The organism is Stenotrophomonas sp. PS02298 (assembly GCF_029959445.1).
In the GTDB taxonomy this organism is placed as follows: Bacteria; Pseudomonadota; Gammaproteobacteria; order Xanthomonadales; family Xanthomonadaceae; genus Stenotrophomonas.
In genome coordinates, this window is the sequence record NZ_JASCOR010000026.1 from 16316 (window position 1) to 39676 (window position 23361).

25 protein-coding genes are annotated in these 23361 nt (G+C 62.2%); 7 read left to right on the top strand and 18 right to left on the bottom strand.

Going from position 1 to position 23361, the window contains the following annotated elements; translation table 11 throughout:
* Position 1: 1 nt before the first annotated feature.
* The 8 genes from QMX78_RS06165 to QMX78_RS06200 form a co-directional block, all read right to left on the bottom strand.
* A complete protein-coding gene (locus QMX78_RS06165) occupies positions 2-274 on the bottom strand; it encodes a VirB3 family type IV secretion system protein (protein ID WP_004883097.1) in 273 nt (90 codons plus the stop codon).
* Positions 271-654, bottom strand: a complete 384-nt coding sequence (locus tag QMX78_RS06170; RefSeq protein ID WP_004883090.1) for a TrbC/VirB2 family protein — start codon at positions 652-654, stop codon at positions 271-273. Before QMX78_RS06170 ends, QMX78_RS06165 begins: the two co-directional genes overlap by 4 nt.
* Positions 651-1718 (bottom strand): P-type conjugative transfer ATPase TrbB, encoded by a 1068-nt coding sequence (gene trbB / locus QMX78_RS06175; RefSeq protein ID WP_004883088.1) that lies wholly within the window; start codon positions 1716-1718, stop codon positions 651-653. The genes QMX78_RS06170 and trbB overlap by 4 nt, the downstream gene beginning before the upstream one ends.
* Entirely contained in the window at positions 1715-2179 is a 465-nt protein-coding gene (locus QMX78_RS06180) for a ribbon-helix-helix protein, CopG family (protein ID WP_004883086.1), read from the bottom strand. Before QMX78_RS06180 ends, trbB begins: the two co-directional genes overlap by 4 nt.
* A complete protein-coding gene (locus QMX78_RS06185) occupies positions 2176-4191 on the bottom strand; it encodes a conjugal transfer protein TraG (protein WP_004883083.1) in 2016 nt (671 codons plus the stop codon). The genes QMX78_RS06180 and QMX78_RS06185 overlap by 4 nt, the downstream gene beginning before the upstream one ends.
* Before the next feature lie 282 nt (positions 4192-4473).
* On the bottom strand, positions 4474-4749 hold the full coding sequence (locus QMX78_RS06190) for an EexN family lipoprotein (RefSeq protein ID WP_004883082.1): 276 nt from the start codon (positions 4747-4749) through the stop codon (positions 4474-4476).
* Positions 4746-5690, bottom strand: coding sequence for a LysR substrate-binding domain-containing protein (locus QMX78_RS06195; protein ID WP_004883081.1), 945 nt, complete (start codon positions 5688-5690; stop codon positions 4746-4748). The genes QMX78_RS06190 and QMX78_RS06195 overlap by 4 nt, the downstream gene beginning before the upstream one ends.
* A gap of 74 nt (positions 5691-5764) precedes the next feature.
* Positions 5765-7189: a TolC family protein gene (locus tag QMX78_RS06200; protein WP_092937913.1), complete on the bottom strand. Its 1425-nt coding sequence runs from the start codon at positions 7187-7189 to the stop codon at positions 5765-5767.
* Between the two features lie 109 nt (positions 7190-7298).
* Between QMX78_RS06200 and QMX78_RS06205 the strand changes: the two genes are divergently transcribed.
* The 6 genes from QMX78_RS06205 (at position 7299) to QMX78_RS06230 (ending at position 15005) form a co-directional block, all read left to right on the top strand.
* The gene (locus QMX78_RS06205; RefSeq protein ID WP_022652140.1) at positions 7299-7934 is read left to right on the top strand and encodes a TetR/AcrR family transcriptional regulator; all 636 of its coding nucleotides are present in this window, start codon (positions 7299-7301) and stop codon (positions 7932-7934) included.
* Entirely contained in the window at positions 7934-9100 is a 1167-nt protein-coding gene (locus tag QMX78_RS06210) for an efflux RND transporter periplasmic adaptor subunit (protein ID WP_023123862.1), read from the top strand. Before QMX78_RS06205 ends, QMX78_RS06210 begins: the two co-directional genes overlap by 1 nt.
* A gap of 22 nt (positions 9101-9122) precedes the next feature.
* A complete protein-coding gene (locus QMX78_RS06215) occupies positions 9123-12239 on the top strand; it encodes an efflux RND transporter permease subunit (protein ID WP_004883075.1) in 3117 nt (1038 codons plus the stop codon).
* A 190-nt stretch (positions 12240-12429) separates the two neighbouring features.
* Complete coding sequence (locus tag QMX78_RS06220) at positions 12430-12765, top strand: multidrug efflux SMR transporter (RefSeq protein ID WP_004883073.1); 336 nt, start codon at positions 12430-12432, stop codon at positions 12763-12765.
* Positions 12766-13395, top strand: a complete 630-nt coding sequence (locus QMX78_RS06225; protein WP_023123863.1) for a DUF3313 family protein — start codon at positions 12766-12768, stop codon at positions 13393-13395.
* A gap of 155 nt (positions 13396-13550) precedes the next feature.
* Positions 13551-15005: a patatin-like phospholipase family protein gene (locus QMX78_RS06230; RefSeq protein ID WP_196636953.1), complete on the top strand. Its 1455-nt coding sequence runs from the start codon at positions 13551-13553 to the stop codon at positions 15003-15005.
* Here QMX78_RS06230 and QMX78_RS06235 read toward each other — a convergent pair.
* The 9 genes from QMX78_RS06235 to QMX78_RS06275 all read right to left on the bottom strand — a co-directional run bounded on the left by QMX78_RS06235 (position 14998) and on the right by QMX78_RS06275 (position 22458).
* Positions 14998-16980, bottom strand: coding sequence for a relaxase/mobilization nuclease and DUF3363 domain-containing protein (locus tag QMX78_RS06235; RefSeq protein WP_004883068.1), 1983 nt, complete (start codon positions 16978-16980; stop codon positions 14998-15000). The two genes, QMX78_RS06230 and QMX78_RS06235, sit on opposite strands and share 8 nt — an antisense overlap.
* A 436-nt stretch (positions 16981-17416) precedes the next feature.
* On the bottom strand, positions 17417-18016 hold the full coding sequence (locus QMX78_RS06240; RefSeq protein ID WP_004883067.1) for a S26 family signal peptidase: 600 nt from the start codon (positions 18014-18016) through the stop codon (positions 17417-17419).
* The gene (locus tag QMX78_RS06245) at positions 18013-18558 is read right to left on the bottom strand and encodes a DUF2840 domain-containing protein (RefSeq protein ID WP_004883064.1); all 546 of its coding nucleotides are present in this window, start codon (positions 18556-18558) and stop codon (positions 18013-18015) included. The genes QMX78_RS06240 and QMX78_RS06245 overlap by 4 nt, the downstream gene beginning before the upstream one ends.
* Positions 18555-18830 (bottom strand): hypothetical protein, encoded by a 276-nt coding sequence (locus tag QMX78_RS06250; protein WP_004883063.1) that lies wholly within the window; start codon positions 18828-18830, stop codon positions 18555-18557. Before QMX78_RS06250 ends, QMX78_RS06245 begins: the two co-directional genes overlap by 4 nt.
* Positions 18827-19465: a ParA family partition ATPase gene (gene parA / locus QMX78_RS06255; RefSeq protein WP_004883061.1), complete on the bottom strand. Its 639-nt coding sequence runs from the start codon at positions 19463-19465 to the stop codon at positions 18827-18829. The genes QMX78_RS06250 and parA overlap by 4 nt, the downstream gene beginning before the upstream one ends.
* A gap of 265 nt (positions 19466-19730) precedes the next feature.
* Positions 19731-20573: a replication initiator protein A gene (locus QMX78_RS06260; RefSeq protein ID WP_004883059.1), complete on the bottom strand. Its 843-nt coding sequence runs from the start codon at positions 20571-20573 to the stop codon at positions 19731-19733.
* 26 nt (positions 20574-20599) lie between these two features.
* A complete protein-coding gene (locus QMX78_RS06265) occupies positions 20600-20884 on the bottom strand; it encodes a helix-turn-helix domain-containing protein (RefSeq protein ID WP_004883058.1) in 285 nt (94 codons plus the stop codon).
* Positions 20885-20996: 112 nt separating this feature from the next.
* Entirely contained in the window at positions 20997-21764 is a 768-nt protein-coding gene (locus QMX78_RS06270) for a DUF2285 domain-containing protein (protein WP_004883055.1), read from the bottom strand.
* A 343-nt stretch (positions 21765-22107) separates the two neighbouring features.
* Positions 22108-22458, bottom strand: coding sequence for a DUF2958 domain-containing protein (locus QMX78_RS06275; RefSeq protein WP_028699139.1), 351 nt, complete (start codon positions 22456-22458; stop codon positions 22108-22110).
* A 319-nt stretch (positions 22459-22777) separates the two neighbouring features.
* Here QMX78_RS06275 and QMX78_RS06280 point away from each other — a divergent pair, with 319 nt between their 5' ends.
* Complete coding sequence (locus QMX78_RS06280) at positions 22778-23071, top strand: helix-turn-helix transcriptional regulator (RefSeq protein WP_064717570.1); 294 nt, start codon at positions 22778-22780, stop codon at positions 23069-23071.
* Here QMX78_RS06280 and QMX78_RS06285 read toward each other — a convergent pair.
* On the bottom strand, positions 23068-23361 hold a 294-nt coding region (locus tag QMX78_RS06285; protein WP_282267605.1), incomplete at its 5' end, for a hypothetical protein. The two genes, QMX78_RS06280 and QMX78_RS06285, sit on opposite strands and share 4 nt — an antisense overlap.

The window sequence follows — 23361 nt, forward strand, 5'->3', positions numbered from 1 at the left end:
CCTACACGTCCAGCAGCGGCTTGTGCTTGATGTGCCGGGCGAAGACCTGCATGAACTGCGGATCGACCCTCGCGCCCCACACGGCCAGCGAGTGACCGACGATCCAGAGCACTACGCCAGGAATCCAGAGTTGCAGGCCCAGCCCGACGGCAGCGGCTAGCGTGCCGTTGGCAATCGCCACCGTGCGCGGTGCGCCGCCCATCAAGAGCGGCTCGGTCAGCGAGCGATGTAGCGGCACCTCGAAGCCGGCCGCGAAGCTATCCGGGCCACTCATACGACAGCCCCGCCGGAGAAGCTGAAGAACGACAGGAAGAACGAGGACGCGGCGAACGCGATGCTCAAACCGAACACGATCTGGATCAGCTTGCGAAAGCCGCCCGACGTGTCGCCGAAGGCGAGCGCGAGGCCCGTGGCGATGATGATGATGACCGCGACGATGCGTGCCACCGGCCCCTGAATCGACTCCAGAATGGATTGCAGCGGGCCTTCCCACGGCATCGAGGAGCCGGATGCCTTCGCCGTGCCCGCCGTCATCAGCATGACTGCGGCCAGCAGCAGGCCGTGGTGCGCGGGGCCGGCCAGCCGCCGCAGGCGTGCGATGGTTGAAACCGGATTTACGGAATTACGGAAAGCGTGAACGTGCATCTGCGTCATGGCAGTTCTCCAGGTAGGTCAAGGGACGAGGAAGGCGCAGCGGCATCGGCTGCGAGAGGAACCGGCATCAGCTCGGGAAACGGTGTTTCCAGCGCGTCCGCCAGGCGATAGCCGGTGCCGTCGAAACCGACGACACGGGCGATGCTTTCGACGCGGCGCTTGCGGCCACGCCCGGCGATGTGGATCACGACGTTGACCGCCTCGGCGATCAGCGCACGCGGTGGGTTCACCGCCACTTCAAGAATCAACTGTTCGAGGCGCAGCAGCGCGCCCAGCGCGGAACCGGCGTGGATGGTGGCGATGCCGCCGGGGTGGCCGGTGCCCCACACCTTAACCAAGTCCAGGGCTTCGCCGCCGCGTACCTCGCCGACGATCACGCGGTCGGGGCGCAGGCGCATCGTGGCCCGCACCAGCTCGGTCATAGACACGACGCCAGCGCGGGTGCGCAGCGGCACATGGTCGCGGGCTGCGCATTGCAGCTCGATGGTGTCTTCGAGCACAAGCACGCGGTCGCCCGTGGCGGCGATCTCCGCAAGCAAGGCATTGGCGAGTGTGGTTTTGCCGCTGCTCGTCGCCCCGGCGATCAGGATGTTCTGGCGCTCACGCACGGCGCGGCGCAGGAACTCGGCCTGGCCTGTGGTCAAGATGCCGTCGGCCACATAGCGATCCAGCCCGATGATGCTCACGGCGCGCTTGCGCAGCGCGAAGGCTGGGCCGGGCGCTGCGGGCGGCAAGATGCCCTCGAACCGCTCGCCGGTTTCGGGCAGCTCGGCGGTCAGCAGCGGCCGCCCGCGATGCACCTCTGCGCCGACGTGCGCAGCCACCAGCCGGATGATGCGTTCGCCATCGTCTTGGGACAGCTCCACGCCCAGCGGCATGCGGCCCGATGACAACCGATCCACCCATAGGGTGCGGTCGGGGTTGAGCATGATTTCCACCACGTCGGGGTCGGCCAGCGCAGCGGCGATGACTGGCCCCATTGCCGTGCGCAGCATCTGGATACGGCGATCCAGAGAGGTTGCGGCGGATGAGAGTTCGGGCGGGGTTTGCGGAATGGCGCTCATGAGGCACGCTCCTGCGCTTCAGCCAGTGCCTCCGCGTCATCCATTCGCGCCGGGTCTGGGTGCAGTTCTTCCACAACGTCGCGCACCAGGCTGCGGCCACGCAGCAGGTGGCGGCCGAGCCGCTCCACGAATTGCTCGAAACGCGCTTTGCCTTGGGCGCGAGCTGCGTCCTGATGGGCTTCGGGAATCGGGGTGCTGACGGTCAGGAAGTAGCGGATGAACAGCGCCAGTGTTTCGATCTGGATGTTCTGGTCGCGCTCCATGCGCTCGGCCTGCCGCGACAGGCGATCGAGCCGCTTGGCGATGGCCGCCTCGCGCTGGTCGCCAGCATCGGGCGATAGCCACGACGCGAGCGCCGCCGCGACAATGGACGACTTGGACACGCCTTTCTTGGCGGCCAGTTCTTCGAGACGCTTGGCGTGCTCGGGCTGAATGAACAGATTGAGGCGGTATTGGCTCATAAGTCGATTCCGTCGTTGGGGTCGAGGGAAGCCAGCCGGGCCGTGCGCTGCATGGCCGGGTCGAGCTGGCCGGGAAGCGGCAGCGGCAGGTCGTCGTCGTCATCGAGCAGAGTCAGGTCATGGCCGGCGAGCAGCGGTTCGGGGCTGTATTCGCTGACTTCGGATAGCTCCGGCTGTCGGCGTGGGCCGCCGTCATCGGCGGTGCCTGTGCCATCGCCGGACAGGCCCGCAGCCCGGACCGTTGACACGGCTGGGATCGATAGGCCGCTCCAGTCGTCGGGCCGGGCCGGTGGCGCGTCCGCGTATTGCCCGGCCGCGAGCACAGGCGGCGGTAAAACGCGGTTCTTGAAATTCGCGTCGGCGTAGTAGCGCAGCTTCTTGGCCTTGATCGGTGCCACGCTGGACACCATCACCACAGCTTCCTCAGTCGGAAGCTGCATCACTTCACCGGGCGTCAGTAGCGGGCGGGCCGTCTCCTGCCGCGACACCATGAGGTGCCCCAGCCACGGTGCCAATCTGTGCCCGGCATAGTTGCGCTGCGCGCGCAGTTCGGTAGCGGTGCCAAGCGTTTCGGAGATCCGTTTCGCAGTGCGTTCATCGTTGGTGGCGAACGTCACGCGGACATGGCAGTTATCCAGAATCGAATGGTTCTGGCCGTAGGCTTTGTCGATCTGGTTGAGCGATTGGGCGATAAGAAAACTGCGGATTCCGTAGCCCGCCATGAAGGCAAGCGCCGTCTCGAAGAAGTCCAGGCGGCCCAGCGCCGGGAACTCATCGAGCATCAGCAGCAGCTTGTGGCGGCGTTCGATGCCGTCGCTGCCGTCGAGCGATTCGGTGAGCCGTCGGCCGATCTGGTTGAGGATCAGGCGAATGAGCGGTTTCGTCCGCGAAATATCCGAAGGTGGCACTACCAGATAAAGCGACACCGGATGCTCGGACGCGATCAGGTCGGCGATACGCCAGTCGCAGCGCGAGGTGACTTCGGCCACCGTGGGGTCGCGGTAGAGGCCCAGGAACGACATGGCGGTGCTCAACACGCCGGAACGCTCGTTGTCCGACTTGTTGAGCACTTCGCGCGCCGCCGAAGCGACGACTGGATGCGGGCCACCACCTTCCACGTTCACGAGGTGCTGTGTGGTCATCATCCGGTGCAAGGTCAGCTCGAAGGGGCTGGCCGGATCGGAGAGGAAATTGGCGACGCCGCGCAGCGTCTTGTCCTCGCCCGCGTAGAGCACATGCAGGATGGCCCCGACCAGCAGCGCGTGCGAAGTCTTCTCCCAATGGTTGCGCTTCTCAAGCGCGCCTTCTGGATCGACCAGAATGTCGGCTATGTTCTGTACGTCACGCACTTCATGTGCGCCGCGCCGAACTTCTAGCAGCGGGTTGTAGGCCGCCGACTTCGCATCGGTCGGATTGAACAGCAGGCAGTGTGAGTAGCGTGAGCGCCAACCTGCGGTGATCTGCCAATTCTCGCCCTTGATGTCGTGGACTACGGCGGATGCAGGCCAAGAAAGCAGCGTCGGCACCACAAGGCCGACGCCTTTGCCTGAGCGCGTGGGCGCGAAAGTGAGGATGTGTTCCGGGCCTTCATGCCGAAGGTACTTGCCATCGTGCTGACCGAGGAACACGCCGATCGGCTGCGTAAGGCCGGCTTTGCGAATGTCCTCCGTACTTGCCCAGCGTGCCGAGCCATAGGTCGTGACTAGGCGTGATTGACGAGAGCGCCAGATCGACATGCAGACTGCGACCACCACCGCCAGCAAGCCACTGCCACCCGCTATGGCACCGCCCGTGTCGAAAACGCGTGGCGCGTAGGCATCGAAGAAGAACCACCACTCAAACAGCTTCCACGGGAGGTAGATCGGTGTGCCGAGGAAATCAAACCAGGGGGAGCCAAGGCGTACCTGATAGCCAAGGGCTGCTGCCGTCCATTGTGTGGCGCCCCACACACCCGCGATCACGATGCCGAATACCACGGCTATCTGACCGAACAGCACATTCGTACCTTGCATAGCCCCGCCTCCAATCTCTCCTACGCTGATTCCCTTGGGAAACGCGGCTTAGAAATGTGCCGCAGGCGTCAGGATCGGTGCTGGCTTAGTGCCGGTCAAAGACCGTTTGGGGCAGAAAGGTCGATAAGAAAGAATGAATTCGCGCTGTGTCTAGCCAGGGAGTGACTCCGTAAGCGCCGGCGAATATCAGCGTGCCGAACAGAAGATTCAGGCAGACTAGCGAATTGCTGAATTGCTGAATTGCTGAATTGCTGAATTGCTGAATTGCTGAATTGCTGAATTTCAGAATTTGGGGGATTCTTTGGGCGGTGTGTATGGCGTTTTTCCGTCACCGTAGAACCGCTTACGTGTTGCCTCCGCTACCCGGTTGCAAAGCAGTTCGCCCAAAGTAGGCCGATCCGTCTTGCATTGCTGGCGCAACTTCTTGAGCTGTTCCGGGTCTGCCACCAGCTCTTCTACTGTCGGGGTTTTCTTTTCTGCACTAGTGGCTTTGTGCGGTTTATCAGATTGACCGCATGCGACTAGCATTGCAGCGACGAGCGTGATGGCGAGTCTCATGGCATCAATTCCTCCGGAAGATCGGGATTTCGGCTTTTTGTTGACCTGAGAAACTCTGGCAATTCGATGGCCTGTACTCGCTGAATGAAGCGCGCAAGCTCGTCAAACGGATCGCCTTCAAGTCTGAGTAGATAGGTCGTCAAAGGTGGTACGCGTGTCGAAAGCGGCCTCGCCACGACTCCTGGCTCTCGGGAGGCTGCAATGTGTGCAGCCCCTGTAAGTCCGAGTGCAAAACCGGCAGATACCAACGCCATCATCAGGTCGAAAGTGGTAACCCGCTCGGCAACTAGAGGCTGCATTTCAGCCCGGCTAAGTACTCGCTCAATGTGCTTGGCGTGGCCCTCGCACACTTGAGGATCAGATAGCACTAGCGGGTAGCGCAGCAGTTCATCCAATGGAATTCGCTTAAGAGCCAGCAACGGATGCCGAGCTGGCAGCGCCACCATAAGCGTGTCAGTCCACGCGGGAAGTGCGACGATTCCATCACCTACGTCGTCGGACTGTGCAAAGCCGACGTCATACAGGTCGTCGTGCAATCCTTTGATTTGTTGGGATAGTGGCACCTCAAAAAAGCGAATCTCAACCTCGGGCTCCTCCTCGCGACACAACGCCAATAGGGCTGGTAAGCACAGTAGTGTTGCGCCGTCTGACAAGGCGACGCGGAGTTGTCCATGAAAGCCATTTTTTGCTGCCTTCACGCAGTCCCGCGCCTGTTGCAAGGATGCGAACACCCGAGGTGCGTGCTCCATGAGCATCAACCCAGCTCGTGTCAAACGCGTGCTTCTCGTGTTCCGAATAAAGAGCTGTGCTCCTAACTCCTCTTCGAGTTCTTTGATCGTGCGAGACAGTGGGGACTGCTCAATATGCAGTTTCGCAGCGGCGCGAGCGAAGTGAAGTTCCTCGGCGAGCGCCATAAAACAACGTAGATGTCGAATTTCCATGCGTCCCCTACTAATCGTCGATCTATTCAGTATTTAAAACTCGCTGCCATGCTGCGTTCTTCCAACTCAAGGACTCAGGGTGAAGATTGCAGATTCACATGCTCTGGCGAACCAGAAAGCGCTTTAGCGAGAACACCCCATTGCACGGCTGCGTCGGCGCGAGCACGGACCAGAGCCGCTCGCTGGGACAAGGTGCCACGCTCCGCTTCTGCAACAACGGTCGCATCCACCTGTCCCGCCTCAAAGAGGCGTCGACTGCGGTCAAGGAGTCGATCAGCGACGACAAGACCATCGACCTGATGCTGCAGAGAAGTCCGCTGGGTCTGCCAGCCCAGATAAGCGTTCTCCACATCCTGAAGCGCAAGCAAAACCGTGCGTTCCAGGTCAGCCTGTGCGCCGCGACTGCGTGCTGAGCCCTCGTCGATTCCCGCTTGTATTGCTCCACCGTCAAAGATCGGAAGCGTCACACCCAAGCCCAGAGAGAAAATGTTCCCTGCCACACGTGTTCCGTTGTTCTCGAAGCGTTGGCGCCCACCACTCAAATCGAGCACAAGTTTGGGGAGCCGCTCGCCTTCTGCTGCGTTCCATCGCGCCGTCGCCGCTGCAAGACGCGCCTGCGCGGCTCTGACGTCGGGGCGCTGCTGCAGCAATTCGCCTGGCACGCTTCTGGGAGTCCAATCGGGCATGGTGAGAGAGGCAAGCGCAGGACCGCTGCCAAGCGCCCCCGGAATCCGGCCAACGAGCACATCCAAGGCATGCGTTGCTTCGCCGCGTACGCGTCGCAACTGCTCTTGCTCCACCCGGAGGGCGATGACCTCGGAACGCGTGCGTTCAATGTCAAAGCCCGTAGCTTGACCTGCCTTGAACTTCTGCTCTGTCAGACGCTCAAGGCGCTCGGCGACTTGAAGTCGCTCTTTTGCCAGATCTTCCAGCTCTGCCGCCTGCCGCTGCTGCAGTGCAGCGGACACTGTCTCAAAGGCGATCTGCCAACGTGTCGCGAACCAGTTCTGTTCGACAGCAACTGCGTCCATCCGTGCGCCATCAGCGGCATGCGAGAGGCGGCCCGCTAGATCAACTTCCCATGAAGCCGACAGCGGAAGCCTGGCATCGCTGCTGATGGTCGGTGCCAAAGAAAAGTCGCGCGCGCGCGTTGCTTGGGGCGTGAGCGCCAAGCTAGGGAACATTGAAGCGCGTGTACGTCGGGTGATCGCCACAGCTTCATCAATCCGCGCTCTTGCAATAGCGAGATCGGTGTTGTGCTCCAGCGCGTTGCGCACCAGCGCGTCAATCAGCGGATCACCGTACGCCGTCCACCACTCGGCCGGGAGTGCTTGTGCTGGCACCTGCTGCACAGCCAGACCCGCTTCGTTCATGAATTTGGCCGGAACCTCAACGCGTGATGTCTCCACCCTGTGAGGCGAGTGGCTGCACGCGGCGAGAAGCGTGATCGATAGGAATGCAACAGCAGTAAGGCCGCGGCGGGCGTAGGGATCGGACATGTTGAGCCACTAGGTTGTGAATTGAGGAGGCCGTCTTGACGGGCATAGTTCATGGCGTGTACTATACCGTCCAGACGATTCAAAAATCAAGCATCTTTGGAGTTTCACCATGGCAACTCGTATGAAATCAAGCCCAGAGGAGTCGCATTCGGCGGACAACGGCGCTGAAGCCCCCTCCATCTCTAAGAAAGCGCAACAAACACGGGAGCGCATCCTTCAAGCTGCGCGTGACGTAGTCATGGAGGGAGGTGCCGGGCACCTAACGCTTGACGCGGTCGTTGCACGGGCAGGAATGAGCAAAGGTGCGTTCCTGTACCACTTCAAGACCAAGCGCGATCTGCTCCTCACGATGATTGATGACCAGGTCTCGGCGTTTGATGGCGGGCAGGAAGAGCGAGAGCTGCCATTCGTCGGCGATCCAGACCCTTGGCTATCCAGCCAGGTCTCGGCTATGCCTGACGGCGGGATGCAAAAGATGAGCGCTGCATTGCTGGCGGCCGTGGCTGAAGACCCCACGCTGCTTGAGCCTGTGCGCGGCTGGTACCGCAGGCAGTACGAGAACGCGAGCAAATCTCCACGCGGCACCGATATCGCCGGAATCGTTCTATTTGCCTTGGACGGAGTCTTCCTCGCCGAAATGATGGGTTTTCCGACGTTTGCTGCCGAAGACCTTTCTCGACTCATGCACACCCTCCAGGCGCTCGCCCGCGGCGAACTGGAACTCACCCCTATTGATAAACGCTGATGAAAGGCCTTCCCGTGTCTTGCACTCCCTTTAAATCCCAGTCCTGGCAAATGCAGAAAGTCGGCCTCGCGTTTGTTCTGCTCGCATCGCTTGCCGGCTGTGGTAGTCAGAAGGAGCCTGCTTCCGATCCACCGCGAGCGGTCAAGCTGCTCACGGTGGGGGATGTAGGTTCTGTGGCCAATCGCATTGAATTGAGTGGTCTAGCTCGCTCCAGTGAGCGGAGTACCTTGGGGTTCGAGACTGGCGGGCGTATCAGCAAGCTTCATGTGGACGTGGGAGATCGCTTCTCTCGCGGACAGCTTCTGGCTGAGTTGGATGTTCAGCCCGAGCAACTCCGCCTAGAACAGGCTCGGGCGACACTCGCTGCTGCGGAAGCCGCATTGGCAGACAGAATCGTGCAGACAACGCAGCAAAGGGGGCTGCTTGAGGGCAACGTAATCTCCCCGGCTGCATTCGAGAGTGTGAAAGCACAGTTGGTTGCAGCTGAAGGCCAGGTGCGCAATGCAAAGGCCGCATTCGGCCTTGCCGAGCGTGCGCGAAGGGGGGCCGCCATTCATGCGCCATTCGACGGCGTCGTCGCGGAGAAACTCGCTCTGCCGTTCACAGATATTGCAGCCGGAGCGCCGGTGCTTCAAGTGGATGGACTACGCAGCGGCGTAGAAGTCCTTGCGACTGCATCGACGACCCAGGCGGCAAATATCAAAATTGGGCAGGTCGCCGAACTGCGCCTGAGCGAGTCAGCAAGTCCCGTTCGTGCTTCGGTACAACGCATCGGCTTGCGTGCTGAAAATGGCTCACTTTTACCTGTCGTGCTCGTTCCTCAAGATGCTACTCTTGCGCGCAGTCTTCGACCCGGGTCTGCCGTTCAAGTATTGCTGAAGGCACCGGAAGCGAAGGATGCCTCACCAGATCGTCTGATGCTTCCCTATTCGGCACTGGTGCTCAGTGAGAAAGCAGGACAAGCCGCAGTGTTTGTATATGACGTGACCGGAAAGAAGGTGCACCGCCGGGAAGTGCAATTCCAGAGCGAGCCAGGCGGCGACAACGTTCGCGTTGTGGGCGGCCTGAAGCGCGGCGAGATGGTAGTCGCGGCTGGCGCGAGTTGGCTGACGAACGAGCAACAAGTCACCCCACTCAAGGCCACGACCCAATTGGCCGGACGCTGACCCGCTACAGGAAGACTTCGCTATGAAGATCACAGAAATGGCGCTGCGCGCCAGCAGACTCACCTACCTTGCCGCGGTCATCATTCTTGTTGCCGGCATTGCCACGTTTCTCAATTTCCCTTCGCAGGAAGAGCCATCGGTCACGATTCGAGATGCGGTTGTTGCCGTTCTGAACCCTGGCATGCCAGCCGAACGTGTTGAGCAGTTGATCGCGCGTCCGATCGAGGAGCGTTTGCGGGAGCTGGCCGAGGTCAAGCGTGTAACCACAACCGTTCGCGCGGGCGGGGCCGTCATACAGGTCACGATCTGGGAGCGGTACACCGACCTAGCCCCCATATGGCAGCGCGTTCGCGCGAAGGTTGCCGATGCTCAGCCTCTGCTTCCACAGGGTACGTTGGGGCCATTTGTCAACGACGACTTCGGCCGTGTTGCCGTGGCCTCCATTGCGGTGACCGCGCCGGGCTACTCCATGGGCGAAATGCGTGTGTCGTTGAAAGAGATGCGCGATCGCCTATACGCGCTTCCCGGCGTTGATCGCATCAGCTTCTACGGCTTGCAGGAAGAGCGCGTCTATCTCGAATTTGATCGACCAAAACTAGCCCAGCTTGGATTGACCCCACAAGGGGTGATCGATCAACTCGTTAAACAAAACGTCGTGCTTTCAGGCGGGCAAATCGCCATCGGTGGCATCAACGCTTCGCTGGCTGTTAGTGGAGAGGTTCGCGACGCCGCTTCGCTGCGCGCGTTGCCGATCATGATGGCGCAAGCTCAGGGTGCGCGCGGTGCTTCGCCTGCTCCTTCAATCTCACTGGGAGAGCTTGCGCGCGTGCAGGTACAACCTGCAGATCCTCCCGAGTCTGCTGCAGTCTATAAGGGCCAGCCTGCCGTAGTGATGGCAGTGTCCATGACCTCGGGCCAGAACGTGGAGCAATTCGGCGTAGCCCTCAAATCCCGTGTGGCCGAGCTTGAGAAACTTCTGCCCGCAGGTTTCGAGCTCTCCTATGTGACATTCCAGGCAGACGTCGTCAAACGTGAAATGGGCAAGATGAACCAGGTGATGATCGAAACGATTGTCATCGTGCTCGGCGTCGTCGTCCTTTTCCTGGGATGGCGCACAGGATTCATCGTCGGGATGATCGTGCCGCTTACCATTCTGGGGGCACTGATCGTGATGCGCGCGCTGAACATCGAGCTGCAAAGTGTTTCGATGGCAGCCATCATCATCGCTTTGGGGCTCTTGGTAGACAACGGCATCGTGATTGCCGAAGACATTGAACGGCGCTTGGCAGCCGGTGAAGACCGCAAACAGGCTTGTCTCGAAGCGGGTCGTACCCTCGCACTGCCGCTGCTGACGTCCTCATTGGTTATCGTCATCGCCTTCTCCCCGTTCTTCTTCGGCCAGAGTGCGACGAGTGAGTATCTGCGCTCTCTCGTCATTGTCCTCGCGCTCACGTTACTCGGATCTTGGCTGTTGTGTCTGACCGTCACTCCACTGCTGTGCTACCACTTCACCAAAGTGCATCATCAACCGGCGAATGACGCGCAAACCTACAACACACGCTTCTATCGCGGCTATCGCAAGTTGCTTGAGTGGGTGCTTGACCACAAGGCGATCTACGTTGGTGTGATGACGGGTGCATTGGCCGTAGCTCTGTACGGATTCACGACACTGCCATACGACTTCTTGCCGAAGTCCGACCGAGTTCAATTCCAAATACCGGTGCAGCTCGCCCCTGGAACGGATTCACGGCTCACTCTTGCCAAAGTGAAGGAAGTGAGCGGCTGGCTCGGTGATCAAGAAATCAACCCCGAAATCACGGATCACATTGGCTACGTCGCTGACGGTGGGCCGCGCTTCATCCTTGGGCTCAATCCCCCATTGCCAGCATCGAACATCGCGTACTTTGTCGTGACGGTCAAGGCAGGCACCAACATTGACGTCGTGATTGCCCGAACTCGGGCTTACTTCGCGCAGCATCATGGAGATGTACGCGCAGAGCCTCAGCGGTTCTCGCTAGGCACTACCGAAGCCGGCACAGCCGTCTACCGGGTCAGTGGGCCGGATCATGAGGTGCTGATGAATGCGGCGGCGAAAATTGAGTCCGCGCTACGGGAGCTGCCAGGTACGGCCAACATCAAGAACAACTGGGATACCCGTGTCGGCCGTCTCGATGTTCGGGTCGATCAAGATCGTGCGCGACGTGCTGGCGTCACCACCGACGACATAGCTGCCTGGCTTGGCACCCGCTACATCGGCCAGTCGATCTCTGTGATCCGAGATGGCGATACCAGCGTGCCAATCGTGATGCGCGGGACGTCCAATGATCGGCGCAGCACTGCGGACGTTGGTTCGACGACCATCTATCCAGCGTCGGGTGGCCAGCCGGTTTCCCTGGCGCAAGTGGCCGATGTCACGCTCGCTAGCGAGCCGTCTGTGATCCAGCGCCGCAATCTCATTCGTACAGTCACAGTTCAGGGGCAGAACACCGCATACACCGCGCAAGAGATCGTGGATCACCTCGCACCTCGGATCGCCGCAATTGAACTACCTGCAGGCTATGCCATAGAGCTTGGTGGAGAAATTGAGGAATCGGCTGAATCGAATGCATCGCTCACGCACTACATGCCGTTCGCTCTTCTGGCGATGTTGCTGCTATTCATCTGGCAGTTCAACTCCTTCCGCAAGCTGATCGTGATTCTCGCAACGATTCCCTTCACGTTGATTGGGGTCGTGATTGCACTGAAGGCAACAGGCACTCCTTTCAGCTTCATGGCGACATTCGGGGTGCTTGCGCTGTTCGGAATCATCGTCAACAACGCCGTTCTTCTGCTCGAACAAATTGAACACGGCCTCTCGGAAGGTCTCGCCCGACATGAAGCCCTGGTGGGAGCTGCGATGCAGCGGCTGCGTCCAATCGTGATGACCAAGGTGACCTGTATCGCGGGTCTCGTGCCCCTGATGTTGTTTGCGGGGCCGCTGTGGAAGGGCATGGCCATCGGCATGATCGGTGGTCTCGCACTTGGCACGCTCGTGACGCTTGGCCTGATTCCGTTGCTCTACGAGGTGCTGTTCGGAATGAAGTGGCCGGGCAGCAAACGGAGTCACGAGGCGGTACAACAACCAGTGCAACCGGTCTGATCCCTCAGCGTAACTGTCCACACGCTTCCCCCGATCTCTCTCGTGGCCGGAGAGATCGGGGAGACAGATTCTCGCCATCAGAGAGTTTAAGAAGAAATCAGAAGCAGAGCGAATTGACCGCCTACTGCCTATTCTTTGATGCTTTGATGCTTTGATAATCAATTTTCACTGAATAGATTTGGAGAAATATATGAACCCGTTGTCATGGAATCCATGGTTGGTTCTACTGATTGCCGGCCTGTTCGAAATCGGTTGGCCACTAGGCCTCAAGATGGGTGCGGCCAATGCAGCGATGCGCTACGTGGGGCCGGCGATTGCAGTTGCCTGTATGGCAGCCAGCGGCTTTTTCCTATGGTTATCTCTTAAACAGATCCCCATAGGAACAGCTTATGCGGTCTGGACCGGCATCGGTTCGCTGGGCGCGTTTTTCGTGGGCGTGTATGTGTTCGGCGATACCGCCTCCTTGATACGTTGGGTTGGAATTGCGCTGGTTGTTGCTGGCATCGTCTGTCTGAAAATGGGATAAATGAAAATATATATGAAACGCCCTATTTCATTAATCCATTTTGTGCTGCTGGCAGGCCTCACGGCAACCTTATCTGGCTGTGCTTCAAACGGAATGACTCGATCAGGGTTTCTTGGTGATTACGATGTATTGGGAAAAACGAAGTACGAAAATGTTCTGCTCTTCAAGGCGCCAGGCTTTGAACCCAGTCGTTACCGGGAAATATTAGTCGAGGATGCTCAGGTAGTGACGGCAACTGGACGCATAGGTGGGCTTGAAGCTGAGCAAGTGCGAGAGCTTCTCGATCACGTCAACAGTGAACTGCGACATCTCCAAACTAAGTCCGAAGCTCCCGCATCGTCAGGCCGCATACGTGTGCGTGTGGCAATTACGACCATTGAGACGCCCAATAGAGCAGTCAACACCCTAACGACGTTGCTTGTTGGACCAGTGACAACTGGGGGAGCTAGTTTGGAGTTTGAGGCAGTAGATGAACAAACAGATCGTCGGGTGGCTGCTGCTAGCTGCTTCGAGCACGGCAACGCTCTCGCGGATTTCAAAGGCTCCTACACACTGCTCGGGCATGCAAAGTCTGCAATCACCACCTGCCTTGAACGGATCAATAGCGCTTGGAGAAGTGCTGGCTCGTGAATAGCTGCTATTCCATAACTTCGCGCGGATCGCGAGGAGCCTCATCAAGGGGATTCGTAGGGTGCCGTTCTTGTAACGTCTGCAGCATTCTGGAGTGGCTCTGCTTCGTCGCAAAATTGCCGGCGTTTCTCGTTCTTGTCTATTCGAAACGCTGCGTGGTGCTGCTTGCAGAGGTAAAGCGCCTGGAGGTGTGTAAATTCACACGATGGAGTTTGGCCGGTGTGCTGGCAACGGTAGTTCTGACAGGGTGTTCCACTTACCGTCCTTGGATCAACCCGACACTTTCCGACGCCGCCTTAATGTCTCTCGCCGAGAACGACCAACGCATCAGGCCGTCGGAGGTCAACCAACCGGTGGTTGTAGCGGTGACACTGTCAGGCGGGGGCGCTCGGGCGGCGGCCTTCGGCCTGGGCGTGCTGCGCGAACTCAAGGCCACACGCTTCGCGCTAGAGGGCCAGGAGACCACTCTGTTGGATCAGGTGTTCCTGGTCAGCGGAGTGTCGGGGGGCAGCATCCTTGCCGCGCACTTCGCGGCCTTCGGCGATGCCACGCTGACTCGTTTCGAGCCGGATTTTCTGCTTGTGCCTTTTGAGGGGCGACTCATACGTGAAGCTCTGTGGCCTGAGCGTCTTTATAGACTAACTTCACCTTGGTTTGGGCGCAGCCAGATCCTGGCTCAACGCTTGGACGAACTTTTTGAAGGCCGCACCTTTGGTGACGTGCGCCGACGACCGGGCGCGCCCGAACTGATGATCACGGCAACCGACCTCACGACCGGTGCCCCTTTCGATTTCACCACCGAGCAATTCCGGCTAATCTGTTCCGACCTCGATGCAACGCCGCTGTCTTTCGCGGTGGCGGCCTCGTCGGCAGTACCGCTGGTGCTGTCGCCCGTAACGGTGCGAAACAACGCCAATACCTGTCCGCCGCCTCTCCGATCTTTGCCTGTCAGAGGGCAAAATTACAGATCACGCATCCTGCAAAGCGGCATAGACAGCTACCTCAATGCGCACGATCGGCCCTATATCCACCTCGTGGACGGTGGTGTCTCCGACAACCTCGGCGTACGTCTGATGCTAGACCGGCTAGTAGCTTCGGGCTCAATGAGCGCCAATTTCTCGGAGGTCAAGCCCGGAAGCTTGCGCCGACTCGTGTTGGTGACGGTGAACTCCGAACGAGGACTGAGCGAGAGAGTGGACAGTAGCGACCGAGTTCCCAGCACGACGCAAGTACTTGAGTCGCTGATCTTCGGTGCCGGCGCTCGCGAGACCCAGGTGACGCTGGCCATGCTTAACGACGACCTGCAACACTGGCGTTCCGAGATTGTCCGCACCCGTGGCCAAGCGGACAGCCCCTTTGCGGCCGACGCAGAAATCTACGTAGTAAGCGTAAGTCTGAACGACGTGCCGGACGACAAGATCCGGCATTCGCTGCTGCGCGTGCCCACAGCCTTCACGATCGAGGCTACGGATGTCTTGGACCTGCAAACTGCGGGAGGCGAAGCACTGAGGCAATCCAAGGAGTTTATGGCATTGATTGAATCTCTAAGAAGAATCACAGCAGCCAAGCAGACTGCGCCTGGTACTCAGCTTCCCTTGATATCTAACTGATACCGATACTGGGCTTTCGTCCAAGTTCCCAAGAGGCACTTCCGCCGATAACCTTTGCGGCAAGCTGTTGTCCCAGTCGCGGCTCAATTACCGGCCGCCACGGCACAAGGCTGAACCCCATGCCGTCATCGAGCATCGCGTAGCGCCCGCTGGCGAGCATAATGGAACGCCGGTAGATACCGGCTACGCGCTGCCCGTCGGCCACCGGGCGATGCTCTAGGCCGGTTTCCGCCGCAATGTCTTTCGCGGCCTGCACTAGTTCCCGATTGCGTAGCGTGCCCAGCAGGTTGCGCGCGAGGATGACGCGCTGCCCGCGGCGCTGTGCCAGCCCCTGTTCTTCGAGGAAATCGGCTCGCTGCTGTATGGCCTGCTTGGTATCACCGCCAAAGCCCAAGTTGCCCAGCCCACGGCCACCGCCGATCAGTTGCTGGTCAAGCCAAGTCGCGCCGATGACGCGGGCCTGCCGTTCAATAGGAAGGTGTGATTTCAGCTCTACGGCTACATCGCCCAGCCGTTGCGCGTCGTATTGGCGGCCACGCTCGGCCAGGTCGTCCGGTACCTTCCATAGCCCTTCGGCCACGCGCTCCACGATGCAAGCCCGGCGCAGGGCTTCCAGCCGCCGGACATGAGCGGCGACGACTTCCTGCGGGTCGCGTCCGGGCGTAGCCCGGCCCTGCTCGATTACCAGGTGATGATCGGTGCGGTACAGGCCATCGCTCGCCAGCGAGGCGATGTTCTTGTCGGCCGTGCGCACCTCAGTCGAACCCTTCACCTCTACCACAGCGCCCGTGGGATAGTTCGCCAGTTCGTCGCGGGCGTTCAGTGCAACGTAGTGGGCCTTACCGTCCGTGCCGTCGATGATCAGATAGCCTCGGTCGTGCAACTCATCGGCAAGCCCCTTCGCGGCCACGCGGCCGATGAGGCTGCGACCATCGTCGCCCGGCTCGAACACCGCCAGCTCACGCGGCTGGCCGCTCATGGCCCGCTGCATCGTTCGGATGATGTCGCCACGCTCACCCAGGGCACGCAAGGTCTTCTCGGCATCGGCATGAATGGCCCAGGTGCCGGGCTGCACCTCGTCGGCTAGGCCCAGGCGCTGCAAGCGTTGCAGGCGGCCGATCAGCAGCAGGCGCTGGCGTTGCAACCTCGGCTCGTTGAGCCGTTCGACATGCACCCGGCCATCCTCGCCGGTCTCGCGCTGCAAGGTGCGATCCAGGCTCGTCCACCGCTCCTGTTCCACCTCGCGCCTCAAGGTCTGCTGAATCTCCAGTTCGGTGCGCGGCCCCAGCCACTCGGTCGCCAGCTCGGCGGCGCGATGGCGGAAGCCGTGGGCGATGTAGTCACCCGCGATGATGAGGTCTTTGCCGGTGTCGTCGCGCCCGCGCACGATCAGGTGGGTGTGCGGGTTGTCGGTGTTCCAGTGATCCACCGCCACCCAATCCAGCCGCGTGCCCAGGTCGGCTTCCATGCGGCTCACCAGATGCCGGGTGTAGGTGCGCAGGTCGTCCAGCTCGGCCCCGTCCTCGGGCGAGACGATGAAGCGGAAATGGTGCCGGTCGTCGGCGCAGCGTTCCTTGAAGGCGTCCAGATCGGCTTCGTCGGCCTGTGGCCCGTAGCCCCGGCCCGGTTCGCCATCGCGACCCGCGCCGTCGCGCTCGATGTAGCGCAGGTGCTTGGCGAGCGATTGCGGGCTGGCCCGCTGGTGATTGACCAGCAAGGTCTTGATGGTCACGCGCCGCGACATGGGCATTAGCTTCGCCCCGGCGAAGCGCGCCGCCGTGTGGCCACGTCCGAGCCGAGAGCCGGGCCGCTGGCCGGTGCCAGCCGCGCCAGGACGGCGTACTGCCGACTTGCCGCTGCTGGCTTTGCCGGCCTGCTTGAGCACCTTGGAAACGAAGCTCTGCCCCTGGCCCTTGCCCCGGTTCTTCGGGGCGCTGGGGCGCACGCGAAAGTCGTCGTCGCGGCTGTCGGTCATGGCTGCGCTCCCCGCAAGCTTGGGCGTGTCCTGTCGTGCGAAGCACGCGGACATGCCAGCATTGGCGCGACCCTCGCGCCAAACGCGGCACGGTGGCGAAGCCGCTCCGTGCCGCGTTCCCCCCATGTGCTGACTGGCTTTCGACGCGGCCAGGTGCCGCGTCCTTTTGTCTTGCCTTCCGCCTTTGCCCTTCGCTGTCGCTCCAGGCAACGGCGGCCCGGCGGCGCTGCTGCGTGAACAGACAGCGCGCCGGCGAAAGCGCCAATGGCCGCAGGCCGGGCGCGTTCGAGGCAAGACGCCTGAACGTTGGACGGCTGCGCCGGATGCTGCGCGACGTGCGGTGCGAATGCACCGGCACGACAGGCGCAGCGACACTGAAGCAGCCAGCAGAACGACATGCCCGATGGCACGTCAGAGCGCAGCGAATCGGCGGCCATCATGGGCGTATCTCCGGCCACACCGGATGCGCAACGCCGATCACGGCGGATGCGCTGACCGGGCCGAAATAGCGGCTGTCGAACGATGCTGGATTCGTCACGCTCAACAGGAGCAGTTCGCCCGGTTCAAGGCGGCGGCAAAGCTGCAAGGACGGCAGCGCCCGGCCCAGCCGGTCGGCGGGCAGTACGGCGGCCGAAGGCACGCCGTCGATGCGTACCTGACCGGCGACGATGCAGACGTGTTGCGGCGCGACCGCGCCCACACGTTTGAGCAGCGGAACGCGCGTCGGCAGGTAGCCGCGCTGCGCAGCGAGCGCGGCAGCCGTGGCCGGAAGCGGCACCAGCACGATGCTGTCCACGGACAACGGACGTGGCAGCGAGGCGGTGCGCGGGTCGAACGGGTCAATGCGATACCAGCCGACCGCCACGCTGTCGGACGGGTTGTAGGTCAGACGCGGCAGCGGCGACACGAAAGCCGCCCAGGCCAGCGCAGCGAAGCCGATGGCGGCCAGTGTCGCCAGCACGATGCGAGCGCGCAGGCGTGAGCGAGGACGCGGCGCCACGTCGGGCGCGTTGGGTGTGGTGGTCGGGGCGGTCATGGCAGCACCTTCCCGGCCAGCCAGGCGGTATGCCGCTCGGTGGTGTATTCGGGCAGCGCAAGGCGAGCCGCAAGACGGTTGCCCAGCGTGCGCCAGTACGCCGGCGACACGTCGATGGCAGCGATGCCCAGCGCCTCGATGCCGTCGATGCGCTCCAGCACGGCGCGCACGTTGGCATCGCCTTCGGTGTGTAGGAGCAAGCGCGCGCCCGGCTGAACACCGGGGATGCGCTGCGCCGCGTCCAGCGGTGTGCAAGCCTGCATCACCATGAGTTGCCAGCGGATCGTGCCGTAGTCGTTGGCCTGCCAGCGGATGCGGCAGAGCATCGCGCCCGGCAGGAACACCGCGCAGCGCCGCCAGCGGTCGAGCTGAAGCGTGCGCGCCGGTTCGCCGAAGCGCAGGTAGAGCTTGAAGCGATGTTCGAGGTAGGCCAGCGAAACGCGCGTCAGCGGCACATTGCCGGCCTGTCCGGCGAGTGCCGAAAGCGCAGGCAGCGGCGCAGCCGGTGCCGCGTTCGCGGCAGGCCAAGCGAATGCGTTCATGGTGTGTTCTCCGGCGGAAACTCCCGCTCCAGCAGGCCGCGCAGCAGGTCGGCCACGGTCACGCCTTGCGTGAAGGCCGACACCTTGATGCGCGCCCGCATGGCGGGCGTGATGTCGAGCGTGAGGCGGGCCGTGTAGAGGTCGCCTTTGCCCAGCGCGTCGGCATCGCCCTGACGAATCCACGCCTCGGCGTGCGGATTCGCGGGCGGACGTGCGCCGATGCCGACGCGCTTGCCCGTGCGTTTGCTGTTGGGTGGCTGCTGCGCTGTCATGTCGGCCACCGCAGCAGTTCGTCCACCAGGGCGGTGATTTCGCGGGCGGCGGCACTGTCGGGCGCTGTCTCGCGTGCGAGCCGGCCAGCGGCCACGCTGTCGGCGAAGACGATGCGCTGATGCACCTCCGAGCGCAGCGCGGGCAGCGGCTGTTCGGCGAGCGATTGCCGCGCCTCGCGCCCGATGATGGTGGTGCTGACGCGCCGGTTGATGACGAAGGCCGCGCGGAGCAGCGGCCGGAACACCTGCGCCTCGCGGATCAGCGAAACCATTTCCGAGCTGGCCCAGAGGTCGTAGGGGCTGGGCTGCACCGGGATCAGCACGCGCTCGGCCGCCAGCAGCGCGGAGCGCGCCAAGGCGGCGATGCGCGGCGGCCCGTCGATGATGACGTGATCGGCCCGCCTGGCGAGTTCTGGCGCTTCCTGATGCAGCGTTTCGCGTGCGAGGCCCACGGCGCTGAACAGCCGTGGCAAGCCTTGCTGGCTTCTGCGCTGCGTCCAGTCCAGGGATGAACCCTGCGGGTCGGCATCGAGCAGGACGACATGCTGGCCGCGCATCGCCAGTTCGCCCGCGATGTGCGTGGCGAGCGTGGTCTTGCCGACACCGCCTTTCTGGTTGAGCAGAGCGAGGATCATGGCGCGGCCCTCCCTGCTGGAAAGCCGGGCTTTACCTGCCGTGCAAAACGCTGTTCGCCGTGCCGTTTCTCGGTTGTCCACCGAAACGGCGCGCTTCTACTAAAAGTTATGTATTTCTTGTTAGGGAAGTTAGAGGGGCCGCAAACCCGCGCCGTTATTGGCTTTCCGGCGTTTTCGTACTCCTGATAGCACGATAGGCGTACTCCCGATAGCACGATACCCGGTACTCCTGATAGCACGAGGCCGTCCACACCTTTTCCACGAGTTATCCCCGTGCCGTGTGCAGCACGGGCCGGAAGGTCAGCAGTTCTTGTCCGTCGTCCGGCATTCGCTCGATGCCCAGGACGTAGCCGGGCAGCGACTGCCGCGCCACCAGGACGCGCAGGTCGTAAGCGAAGTCGGAGAAGCGCGCAGCGCTGCCCGACTTGCGGTGCAGGTGCCGGAAGTCGAATTGCCAGCCGCCCGGCTGCTTGCCGCCGTGCTTGCGCACCAGGCGGTACAGCCAGCGCTCGATCCCGCCCTTCAAGCGGAAATAGGCTGGGTCGATGGTCAGCACCAAGGCGGCATCGAGCACGCCCGCATAGAACCAGTCCGGCAGGATCAGTTCGATGCCCAGCGGCACGCCGCTGGCATCGGCCAGTTCCTTCCACTCGTTGATCCACGAGAAGCGATGCAATCGCCTTCCCGTGGTTTCGCGGATGGACGTGGCCACCGTGGTCGATTGCAGCCGGTCGAGCGCGGCTTTCAGGCGCAGGTAGTCGTTGAGAGACGTGCCGCGCCCGATGAAGCGCAGGATCTCGTAGGGAGTGGCGCGTATCCAGCGCGACGGGCGCAAGCCCGCGTCGCGCGCCTCCACGATCTGCGAGGCGGCCCAAATCAGCAGGTCGGCATCCCATATCGTTGCGATGCCGTGCTCCTGCGTACCCTCCACGCGGATGGTGATGCCGCCGGCGCGGAAGTCGATCGGCGCGGTACGCCGCGACTTCGCCAGCGAGAAGAACGGAAAGGCCATCAAGTCCTGGCTGTCGCGGGGTGCCATGTCGCCCGGCAGCGCGCGGAACAGGTCGAGCTGTTCGCGCTGCAAGGCTTGCCCTGGCGGGCTGGACATGGCGACGGCCACCCACGCGCCAGCGATCAGCGGCCATCACGGTAATCGCCCGCGTGGCGTTCGGCATATTCCGGGTCGGAAGTCGCCTCGTAGCTGCGCTGGTCGGCCCAGGCATCGAGGTCGGACACCGCGTACATGACGCGGCGGCCGAACTTGCGGAACTTCGGGCCGCCGCCGATCACGCGCTGTTTCTCCAGCGTGCGTGGCGACAGGCGCAGGTACTCGGCGGCTTCGTCGTTGGTCAGGTAGCGTTGGGGCTGCGCAGGCGCAGCGACAGCAGCGGCGGCAGGCCGCAAGGGAGCGGGTCGCATGGGATGTACCTCCATCAAGCCCGGCCACACCACGCGGCCGGTTAGAGGCACTTTCAAGAAAGCGAGGCTGCTTGCTAAGGGACGATCTACGGGGGACGCGAAACGTCCCCCCCTACTGCAACGGCGGCGGAAGCTGTGCCAGGCGGCGATAGCCGCCACGCATCAGCGCATCGCCACGACGTACCAGCCGCCGCACGCGGGCACGTAAGGCGCTGTCCTTGTGCCAGTCGGCGGCGACGGCATCGGCGCCGAACAGCCCTTCGGCCACTTCGCGCAATGACGCGCCCGCCAGGGTCGCGTCGAGCGTCTGCAAGGTGTGCAGTTCCAGCACCGCGGCCGTCGTGGGCCTGGAACGGGCCGCCGCCGCAGGCGTGGCAACCGTGGCCACGGCCAATGCGTCCAGCTCGGACGCGAGCGTGCGATAGCGCGCGCAGGGCGTGGCGCAGGCGCGGGTGGCGTAGAGGTAGGCCATGCCGTCTTCCAGGCCCGGCGCGAGCGCGAGCCGCAGGCAGCAGCCGGGCCAATGCGACACCAGCACCAGGCGCTTGCCGTCGTGGATCAGTTGCTTGCGGCCAGGGACGCGCCAGAACTCGAAGGCATGGGCTTCGGGTGGCGGGTCATCGTCCGGGTAAACCTGCACGACGGCATCGTGATCGGGAAACCAGGCCGGATGCGCGTCGCGCGCATCCAGGGCTGGGTCTTCCAGCAGGCGCAGGCCCCACGCCTGCGCCGTGTCCGGCCGGCGGCGGCGGCGCAGCCAGTCGCGGCGGTAGTCGGGATTTCGGCGCAGGTATTCCCACGCCAGCGCAGGGCCGTCAAGGTGCAGAACGTAGAGATAGGCCGCTGTCGGATACCAGTGTTCGGCGCTGCGATCAGTCATGGCGAAACCTCCCTCTGTTTGGGATGCGTCGCCACGATTTCCGCGATGCGGGAACTATCGAAATGCCATCAGGTCGTCATCAAAATTGGTTAGGCTGTAACTGTCGGTGTCAAGACCATTTGGCTCTGCGTGTTGCGGAAATCGTCTGAATGCGACGGCTACGCCTTCAGGAAAATGACGCGCAGCACCGAACACCGTGCCGCAGCCCGCGCCCAAGATCAGGACTGTTTTCAACAGGATCGCACCACTTCGGTGCAAGAATGCGGATTCAGACCTGCACGGTCTTGATCAAGATTGAAATAGTCACGATGCGCCCCGGCTGGCTAGGCCGCGCTGGTTTTCATCAGTCCGTGATCGCGCCGTTCTCCTGCGCCAGCCGGACGTACTCCGATAACGGGCGCACCGCCTGGAAATACCGATCCCGCCGCACCGGCAGCTTGCGCGGCCCGACGATGCCCGCCAGGTCGGACAGCTTGACCATCCCGAGCTCAGGCATACCGATACCGAGGTCGATCAGGCCGTAGGCCGTGTCGCCATCCGCCGGGTCGAGCGACACCAGCAGCCAGGTCACATGCGCGTCCGGGGTGAACAAGCGCACCACGGGCAGCGGGTCGAGCCGCTGACCAGCGGCGAGCGCCGCGCCGTGGGCCAGCAGCCGGGCGCGTTCATCAGCGGTGACAAGCGGCAGGGTCATGGGCAGCTTCTCCACGAAACCGACGATGCGCGAATGCGCTTTGGTGCCGAAGCGCAGAACTGCCGAAACGCATCCGTGCATTCGTGTGGAAGCACCGATGTGCAAGCCATCGCATCCGTAGAAGAACAGAAGCGCCGAAGCGGAATTGTCGGAAGCCGGAAAGACACGGATGCGATTCCCCGGTTCTGTCGGAATCCGCATCTGCGGATTTCCGTAAAAGCACGAAAGCGGGCCTTTCAGCCATGAATGAACACTATAGATTGTAGCCCTATAGGGCGCAATGGGCTGTCATCTTGGTTTTTATGGGGAAACCAAGTTAGTGACAGCGAAACACTCATTGGCAACGGCAATACGGACAGTCAGGAAGGCGCGAGGCTTGAGCCAGGAAGCGTTCTCCGACGTGTCCAGCCGCACCTATATGAGTACGCTGGAGCGCGACTTGAAAAGTCCGACCCTGCACAAGCTGACCGAGCTGTGCGAGGTCATGGAAGTGCATCCGCTGACGCTGTTGACGCTGGCCTACGCCGGCGACGACACGCACAAGGCCGACGAACTGCTGGCGCGGGTGCGCCAGGAGTTCGAGGCCGTGCTGAAAGAGCGCGACGCGCCCTAGCGCGTCTGAATGCCCGCAAGCGGAGCGCGCAGCGCCGCCAGGCGCGAAGGCGTGAGGGATTGAAGCCGAATGGACATGACGCCATTGGCGGCATGGGGCGCAGCCCGAAAGCCCGGCGGCGCAATGCGCCGACACGCCATGCTGTTCCTACTGCCACGGGCTTCGAGCCATTCGACCATCACCAATGCAATGCTGGCCTTGGACATGCGGGACATGGGGCAACTGCCGAAACCCTGTGCGTGCGATGCTGCGATCAGCAGCACCGCGCCCCGCCGCAATGGGCGGGGCGC